Below are 7,595 nucleotides of genomic sequence, written 5' to 3'. Positions count from 1 at the left end.
CCAGCACACCCTCAGGGAGTATTGTGCTCAAGTGTATGTCGCGCGCGGTCATTGCCGGACTGCAGAGCTCCACAGCCTCGTGGATGACCTGAACCATATCGACAACGCGGCATTCGAGTCGAAACTTGCCGGTGCTGGCGCGCGCCAGGTCGAGCAGATCTTCTACCAGTCGAGACAAGTGGCGTACCTGCCCTTCGATCAAGATCTGCATTCGCGGCAGCTCCTCGCTGGGTACACGCGCCAGACGTCCCGCGATCATGCTGATAGGCGTAAGTGGGTTACGCAGTTCGTGGGCTACCAGGGCGAGTGCTTTGCGTTGCTGCCCCAGCGCCTGCTCGGCCGCGGCCTGCAGGTCTTTTGCGCTTAATGCTGCGGCAACCAGTTGCTCGTTGGCTTCACGCATATCCTGATATAGCTGCTGCTCTGCTTGCGTGAGCTGCGATCTTTCTGCATCCGACTGCGCTAACAAGGTCGCTAGAACCAATTGCTGGTTGGCCTCGATCAGTTGCTCCATCTGCTGACTGTCGACGAGCTGGCTATTGGTGTCGTTGAGCTCTTTATGCAATGCCGCCAGCACCGCGCGAGCTTCGACGGTTTGCTGCCCGAGCCGGAACAGTTCGCTGGAGGCGGCAGCCATAGCTTGCGTGTTGTTGGCATCGGTCTTTTTCACGAGTTTGTATTCACCCCTCGTTCCCACTGAGACGCCGTCGGGTAGGACGTCCTCCGAGCAGACCTTCTTGATCCGACAACATCTCACCGATCTGCAGCCCGTTATCGTCAATGCGATACAGCCGTAGTTCATCCGAATGACTGCTGGCGCGCACCTTGACCACCGCCATGATGCGCAACAAGCGGCTCTCTACTTCTATGTAACGCTGGACGATGATGGCGTCGGTGAGGAAGGCCGTACCGTAGGGGCTGAATCGCAAGTCCGTATAGCGATCTTCCAGCTCGGAAGTCATCAGCACACTGACCCCAATAGAAGTCAGCGCGGTGACCATCCGTGAAAGCGATTCACGATAGTCATCACGAAATGTAGGTGCCAGCGCCAGCTCGAAGCCCGACAGGGAATCGATCACCACGCGGGTTGCCTTCAATCGGTCGATCTCGCTCAACAGCTTGGAAACGATTTCGTCGATGGAGAGGTCCGGGGCACGACTGTCGACCAACCCTACTTGGTCGTTCTTGATCAAATCGGCAAGGATGGCATTTTGCGAGCGATCGGGTCGCTGTTCGAATACGGCAATGACCCCGGTTTCGCCATTGCGAACACCCTCGGCGAGGAAAGATGCAGCCAGAATGCTTTTACCAGAACCCGATGGCCCGGCCACGAGCAGGGAATAGCCCTGAGGCAGCCCGCCGCCGAGCATATCGTCGAGCCGTGGAACGCCCGTTTTCATGCGCTTGATAGGGAAGGTCTGCGGTGCCTCGGAGGGGCTGGCCACCGCAGGAGCAAATACCTTGATTCCCGATGTGGCGATGCGGAACGTGTGCAACCCAGGCAACGTAGGCTGGCCGCGCATCTTCATGATTTCCATCTTACGTACCATGGAATTGCGCTGAACGCTCTGGCGCAACCAGATCAGCCCATCGGCCACGGTAAAAATCGGGTTGGTATCGGTTTCGGTGAAGTACTCACCAATCAGAAAGGTCGTTGCCTGCCAGGTGGTCATCAACATGCCCAGTTGTTGAATGAACTGCGGCAGGTTGTTGTTCGGGTTGTTCTGGGTCTGGCTTGCCAGCACGACCGAACGGAACGAGTCGACGAACACCAGGGCGGGCGAATGGCTTTCGACCTCGCTGACGATACGCCGCAGCACTTCGTGCAGATCGCCGGCGAGGGTGTCGTCAGCCAGGTTGATGTAGCGGATCGACTTGTTAATCGCTTCGCTGTCGAAGAACTCGAACTGCTGTTGATAGCGCAGCATTTTCAGCGGTGGCTCACCGAGCACGGTAAAAAAAAGCGCGGGGCGTTCGGGGGTCGCCAGCGCGAACATCATCTGGTGAGCCAGGGTGGTTTTGCCACAGCCTGGGGGGCCGGCGATCAGATTGAAGGAAAACTCCGGCAACCCTCCGCCAAGCACTTCGTCCAACCCCGGCACACCGGTGGCCAGGCGGTTGATAGTCGCTTTGGTGCTCATGGCGATTTTTCCTGCGCAGGGGTTTCGCTCGAAGAAGGTTCCCACACACCGCGAAGCAAGCGTGTAGTGAGCGAGGGCCCGATTAGCGTGATCAGCAGTTCGTGAAAGGTAGTGAGCAGCACCTCGCCAAAAAACAGCGCTTCGGCTTCGCTTTGCTTGACGAGCACGGCCTGCAGAACAGTCAGGTCCAGAGAAGCCTGCATCCCGTCATAAGTGCTGGCCAGGTGCGGGTGGTTAGAGAGGCACAGATGCAGGCTACGGCGATAGAGCGCAGCAACGCCTTGCTGCCCGACGATGGGGGTCAGCGATGAGTCTATGTCCTGCAGTATGGAGATGATCGTCTGGGCGACTGCTGCGGCGTCAGCGTTAGGGCCAACGCGACGCGTCAGAGAATCTACAATCTCATGGCTCTCTTCGCTTCGCGTGGACATGGCTAGCCGATATCTGATGGGGCAGGTGTTGATAGTACACCCTAAGACGAGAAGCGAAGACTTAACCGGCCAGCACCATGCTAATGCGCTCGTGCCGTTGGTTTATCCGTAGAGCCATGGTGCCGATCGTGCGCCTAGGGTGGGCTATTATTCGCTGCGCAAGATGTCGGAGGCCCTCCATCAGATCGATGGCACCGGTTTCATTGCTGCACGACGGAAGGCGGTAGTGAACGGCGCATCGCCCAACTGGCGTGTTTGCTGCATTGCTTCGCTGATCGTCGGTTTTCCGTCACGTCTGGAGCGAGAGATGAATGTGTTTAGCCTTATCGTGGCCGCACTCCTGTTAAGCGGCTGCATGAAGGTAAGCGACATGGCTGAGGGGACCCGCCATCAGCTGCGCGACGTTGGCATTCTCGACCACAGCGAGACGGTCAGGTCCGCCTCGTGGCGCCTGCAACCCGACTCGTTCATCTACATTGCGCAGGGTCACTTTGTTCCCCCAGGTGGCGCCTATCCGCGCCCGAACGTAGTAGCCGAGGAGGCGTTTGAGAGCTTCGTCCAGTACTTTCCGCTGGTCCGGCGTGCTCCAGAACCTGTGGGGCTGGAAGACGCATTGAACCAGGCGGCAGTCGCTGGTGCCCATTACTTGCTGTACACACGATTCGCCGCAGCAGACGACCGTATCGGCAGTTTCGATGAGTTTGATGACCAACGCGCGCTCGATCGACTGGGTGTCGATACCAGCACGGTTCAGTTGATGCTGATCGAGACCGGCAACAGGTATCTGGCCGATACGGCCAGTATTCGCAGTCGCGGCGGATTGCTGAACATCTATGACGCGACACCGCAGGTCTTGTTGGGTCCGCCCTTGCGTGAGTACGCCCGGCGCCTGATAGGCCTGGGGCGCTGAGGAGCCAATATGAGCGATGCGGGAAAAGCTGCGAATCTGTTGAGTCAGATTCCCAAAGCCGAGAAGAAGGGCTTGCCACCGGTGCACCTGTGGAATCCGCCGTTCTGTGGTGATCTGGACATGCGAATCATGCGCGACGGTAGCTGGTTCTACCAGGGCACGCCAATCGGGCGGCCTGCAATGGTGCGGCTGTTTTCCACGGTGATCCGGCGAGACGGCGATGATTACTTTCTGGTGACCCCGGTCGAGAAGGTCGGCATCAAGGTGGATGATGCGCCGTTCGTGGCGGTTGAACTGGTAGCAGAGGGAAGTGGAGACGCTCAGGTGCTGCGCTTTATCACCAATGTCGGCGACGAAACCGAAGCGGGAGCAGAGCACCCTATTCGGGTCGAGCTAGATCCGGATACTCAGGAGCCAGCACCCTACGTGCATGTGCGCGCCAACCTCGAAGCGCTGATTCATCGCAACGTGTTCTACCAGCTGGTGGAATTGGCCGTGCCGCATGAGATCGATGGCGCAGATTGGCTGGGGGTCTGGAGCCAAGGCCAGTTTTTCCCGATCGGTCGCTCCGAGTAGTTCGATTGAGCGTATCGCTACAGAAGGAAGCCGTATCGCGCGTGGTGTGCCAACGGGTGGTCAGTCGGTCCGCCAGAGGATTTCAGCTTCGCCACGCTCGCTGATGCTGATCCAGCGGTCGGCGTCTTCCACCGATTCTGCTTCCTGCCAACCGCCCGGCGCGCAGCGAATCTCTACCCCAAGTGCCTGATAGGCATCGCGAGCGCAGGCGACGTCATCTTCCCAGGGCGTCGCGTCGCTTTCGAGCAACAGGCTGTGCCACTTTCCCACGGCCTTCGGCAGCCAGGTCACGGGAATATCGCCGGCGCTGCACTTGAAGGTTTTACCCTTGGCCTGCCAGGCAGAGCAGCTTCCGATCGCCTGGTTCAGCCAGTCAGTGACGGCGTCCTGGCTGGCGTCCCTTAGGTAGATTTCGATATCCGGTTGACGCATGGGATGGCCTTGTCTGGCTGATGTTGCAGCCGGTTGATGTTGACTGTTGAAGCCCGGAAGGCTGCATCAGACGCATTGGATCGGCCCAAAAGCCGATGCCGTATTCGTTTGGATAACCTGATCAGTCTCGCTGGATCCAGTCATAGCGTATCGCAACCCGTACGTGCAATGGCGCCTGGACGACTGCTGCGCGGCGTTCGGCGCTGGCGCGCCAACCGTGCGGGGTCATCGCCAGTAGATCAGCACGGGCTTGCGGGTCATCCAGTTGCAGTTCGAAGGACAGTGTCTCGCTGTGAGCGAGGTGCATGCCTTCGGGGATCAGCGAAAGATGCTTCTGATCGTCGTAGTCACGGACTTCGTCGTACAGCAGAGCTCGCAATTCCCATAGGTGCTCACGAGTCGGCCCCATGCGCAGCAGACCGCCGCCGGATGCTAGCAGACGCCGTGCTTCGGTCCAGTCCAGCGGGCTGAATACGCTGACCAGCAGCTCGCAGCTGGCATCAGCCAGCGGCACCCGTGCCATGCTTGCTACCAGCCACTCGATCTGCGGCGCGCGCTTACAGGCGCGCTTGACTGCTTCACGGGAAATGTCCAGCGCGTAGCCATCCGCATCGGGCACAGCCTGAGCAATCTGCGCCGTGTAATAACCTTCGCCACAGCCGATATCCAGCCAGCGACTCGGTGAGCGTTCGGCTGCCAGCTGTGCCAGTCGCGTCGCCAGCGGCGCGTAGTAACCCGCCTCGAGGAAGCGCCGCCGCGCCTCGACCATGGCCTGGTTGTCGCCCGGGTCGCGGCTGTTCTTGTGCTGCACCGGCAGCAGGTTGAGATAGCCCTGGCGGGCCCGATCGAAACGGTGATGAGCCGGGCAGGCGACGCCGTTGCCTGCCGCGCTGAGCTCGGCGTGGCAGATAGGACAGGTCAGCATGCGAGCAGGTTGACCAGGGTCTGGTAGTAGATCTCGGTGAGCAGGTCGAGGTCGCTGGCGAGGATATGCTCATCCACCTGATGAATCGTTGCGTTGACCGGGCCCAGCTCGACCACCTGGGTGCCCAGTGTCGCGATGAAACGCCCGTCCGAGGTGCCGCCACGGGTGGACGGTGCGGTCTCGCGGCCGGTGACGCTGCGGATTGCCGCAGCCACACCGTCGAGCAGGTCACCGGGTTCAGTCAGGAAGGGTAGGCCGGAAAGGGCCCAGTCGACGTTCCAGTCGAGACCGTGTTTGTCGAGAATCGCCGCAGTGCGTTGCTGCAACCCTTCGACGGTGGATTCGGTGGAAAAACGGAAATTGAACACCGCCTCCAGCGTGCCGGGGATGATGTTGGTGGCGCCGGTGCCTGAGTTCAGGTTGGAGATCTGGAAGCTGGTCGGTGGGAAGAAGTCATTGCCATCGTCCCAGTGTTCGGCAGCCAATTCGGCCAGTGCCGGTGCCGCCAGATGGATCGGGTTCTTGGCAAGATGCGGGTAAGCCACATGGCCCTGTTGGCCGCGAACCCTAAGCGTGCCACCGAGCGATCCGCGGCGGCCATTCTTGACCACGTCGCCGACCAGCGTGGTGCTCGATGGCTCACCGACGATGCACCAGTCAAGCCGCTGGCCGCGCTCACGCAGGCGCTCTACCACGGCCTTCGTGCCGTGGTGCGCAGGGCCTTCCTCGTCGCTGGTGATGAGAAAGGCGATCTGTCCCTTGTGGTTGGGATAGTCTGCAGTGAAGCGTTCCACCGCGATGATCATCGACGCCAGGCTGCCTTTCATGTCGGCGGCGCCGCGACCATGAAGCATGCCGTTCTCGTCGATGCGCGCGGCGAATGGCGGGTTCTGCCAGGCCTGCAGCGGGCCGGTAGGGACCACGTCGGTATGGCCCGCGAAGCACAGCACCGGGCCTTCTTCGCCACGGATCGCCCAGAAATTCTCGACATCTTCGATGTGCATCGGCTCGATGGCGAAGCCGCAAGCGGCCAGACGTTCGCTCATCAGCTGCTGACAGCCCTCATCCAGCGGAGTGACCGATGGCCGGCTGATCAGCTCGCAGGCGAGTTCGAGGGTCGGTGAGAGGGCGGCGGCGGTCATCACGGCTCCGAGGCAGACGGGAAAGGGGCGTCATATTAAAGCAAAACCTGTTTCTGCCGTGGTTTCCCTTGCTTGGCAACACCGTGGGTACAAGGTGGGGCGGTCCCCAGCGTTCGTCGCCCCGCCATGCAACGCTCGTACAGGCCTGGAGCCCTGTGTCGGCAAGAGCGAAGGTCTTATAATCGCCGAACTTTTCCCGGGGAATCGACATGTCTATCGACGATCAGCGTTTCGGCGGCATTGCCCGTCTGTACGGCTCCCTCGGGCTCGAGCGGCTGGCGGCGGCGCACGTCGCGGTGGTCGGCATCGGCGGGGTCGGCTCGTGGGCGGCCGAAGCGCTGGCGCGCAGTGGCGTGGGTGAAATCAGCCTGTTCGATCTGGACGATGTCTGCATCACCAATACCAATCGTCAGGCGCATGCACTCGAAGGCACGGTCGGCAAACCCAAGGTCGGCGAGATGGCTGCGCGGTTACAGGCGATCAACCCGGCCTGTGTGGTGCATGCGGTGGCCGACTTCGTCACCCGCGAGACCATGGCCGAGTACATCACCGAACGGATGGACTGCGTAATCGACTGCATCGACAGCGTACCGGCCAAGGCGGCGCTGATCGCCTGGTGCAAGCGTCGCAAGATCCAGATCATCGCCACTGGCGGCGCGGGCGGACAGGTGGACCCTACCCAGATCCAGGTCGCCGATTTGAACAAAACGTTCAACGACCCCCTCGCGGCGAAAGCGCGTTCGCTGTTACGGCGTGAATACAATTTCTCTCGAACCCCTGGGCGGACCTACAGCGTGCCGTGTGTGTTTTCCACCGAACAGCTGCGCTATCCCAAGCCCGATGGCGGCGTCTGTCAAAGCAAAAGCTTCGTCGGTGAAGGGGTGAAACTCGACTGTGCCGGCGGATTCGGCGCGTCGATGATGGTGACGGCCAGTTTCGGTCTGGTCGCGGCGGCCAAGGCGGTAGACAAGCTGGTCGCCGGGGCTCGGCGGCCGGCGGAGCGTCTGAAGAGCTGATAGCGGCGTTTGTCTGGTCTCT

Annotated in this window: 9 protein-coding genes; 3 read left to right on the top strand and 6 right to left on the bottom strand. The window is 60.7% G+C overall.

The genetic code is table 11. The annotated features are described in order from the left end of the window. From NA637_RS06090 to NA637_RS06080, 3 genes are all read right to left on the bottom strand, one after another. Window positions 1–670 (bottom strand): sensor histidine kinase (locus NA637_RS06090; protein ID WP_256071436.1); only part of this gene is annotated, 670 nt, incomplete at its 3' end. Window positions 671–680: 10 nt separating this feature from the next. Then, a complete protein-coding gene (locus NA637_RS06085) occupies window positions 681–2,141 on the bottom strand; it encodes an ATPase domain-containing protein (RefSeq protein ID WP_256071435.1) in 1,461 nt (486 codons plus the stop codon). Continuing rightward, a complete protein-coding gene (locus tag NA637_RS06080) occupies window positions 2,138–2,572 on the bottom strand; it encodes a hypothetical protein (protein ID WP_256071434.1) in 435 nt (144 codons plus the stop codon). The genes NA637_RS06085 and NA637_RS06080 overlap by 4 nt, the downstream gene beginning before the upstream one ends. A gap of 307 nt (window positions 2,573–2,879) precedes the next feature. Between NA637_RS06080 and NA637_RS06075 the strand changes: the two genes are divergently transcribed. After that, complete coding sequence (locus NA637_RS06075; protein WP_256071433.1) at window positions 2,880–3,482, top strand: DUF4823 domain-containing protein; 603 nt, start codon at window positions 2,880–2,882, stop codon at window positions 3,480–3,482. 9 nt (window positions 3,483–3,491) lie between these two features. Beyond that, window positions 3,492–4,058: a DUF1285 domain-containing protein gene (locus NA637_RS06070; protein WP_256071432.1), complete on the top strand. Its 567-nt coding sequence runs from the start codon at window positions 3,492–3,494 to the stop codon at window positions 4,056–4,058. Window positions 4,059–4,118: 60 nt separating this feature from the next. Here NA637_RS06070 and NA637_RS06065 read toward each other — a convergent pair whose 3' ends face one another. The 3 genes from NA637_RS06065 to dapE form a co-directional block, all read right to left on the bottom strand. Next, window positions 4,119–4,490 (bottom strand): hypothetical protein, encoded by a 372-nt coding sequence (locus tag NA637_RS06065; RefSeq protein ID WP_256071431.1) that lies wholly within the window; start codon window positions 4,488–4,490, stop codon window positions 4,119–4,121. Between the two features lie 121 nt (window positions 4,491–4,611). Next, window positions 4,612–5,415: a putative RNA methyltransferase gene (locus NA637_RS06060; RefSeq protein WP_256071430.1), complete on the bottom strand. Its 804-nt coding sequence runs from the start codon at window positions 5,413–5,415 to the stop codon at window positions 4,612–4,614. Next, the gene (gene dapE, locus NA637_RS06055; protein WP_256071429.1) at window positions 5,409–6,557 is read right to left on the bottom strand and encodes a succinyl-diaminopimelate desuccinylase; all 1,149 of its coding nucleotides are present in this window, start codon (window positions 6,555–6,557) and stop codon (window positions 5,409–5,411) included. Before dapE ends, NA637_RS06060 begins: the two co-directional genes overlap by 7 nt. Before the next feature lie 209 nt (window positions 6,558–6,766). Here dapE and tcdA point away from each other — a divergent pair, with 209 nt between their 5' ends. Beyond that, window positions 6,767–7,573, top strand: a complete 807-nt coding sequence (gene tcdA, locus NA637_RS06050; RefSeq protein WP_256071428.1) for a tRNA cyclic N6-threonylcarbamoyladenosine(37) synthase TcdA — start codon at window positions 6,767–6,769, stop codon at window positions 7,571–7,573. Window positions 7,574–7,595 lie beyond the last annotated feature (22 nt).

It is taken from the genome of Stutzerimonas stutzeri, assembly GCF_024448935.1.
In the GTDB taxonomy this organism is placed as follows: Bacteria; Pseudomonadota; Gammaproteobacteria; order Pseudomonadales; family Pseudomonadaceae; genus Stutzerimonas; species Stutzerimonas stutzeri_AO.
This window is presented reverse-complemented; position numbering and strand designations above follow the sequence as displayed.

Coding starts and splice junctions, on each gene's coding strand:
- NA637_RS06080 (WP_256071434.1), bottom strand. CDS start 2,572: ATGTCCACGCGAAGCGAAGAGAGCCATGAGATTGTAGATTCTCTGACG.
- NA637_RS06085 (WP_256071435.1), bottom strand. CDS start 2,141: ATGAGCACCAAAGCGACTATCAACCGCCTGGCCACCGGTGTGCCGGGG.
- NA637_RS06065 (WP_256071431.1), bottom strand. CDS start 4,490: ATGCGTCAACCGGATATCGAAATCTACCTAAGGGACGCCAGCCAGGAC.
- dapE (WP_256071429.1), bottom strand. CDS start 6,557: ATGACCGCCGCCGCCCTCTCACCGACCCTCGAACTCGCCTGCGAGCTG.
- tcdA (WP_256071428.1), top strand. CDS start 6,767: ATGTCTATCGACGATCAGCGTTTCGGCGGCATTGCCCGTCTGTACGGC.
- NA637_RS06075 (WP_256071433.1), top strand. CDS start 2,880: ATGAATGTGTTTAGCCTTATCGTGGCCGCACTCCTGTTAAGCGGCTGC.
- NA637_RS06070 (WP_256071432.1), top strand. CDS start 3,492: ATGAGCGATGCGGGAAAAGCTGCGAATCTGTTGAGTCAGATTCCCAAA.
- NA637_RS06060 (WP_256071430.1), bottom strand. CDS start 5,415: ATGCTGACCTGTCCTATCTGCCACGCCGAGCTCAGCGCGGCAGGCAAC.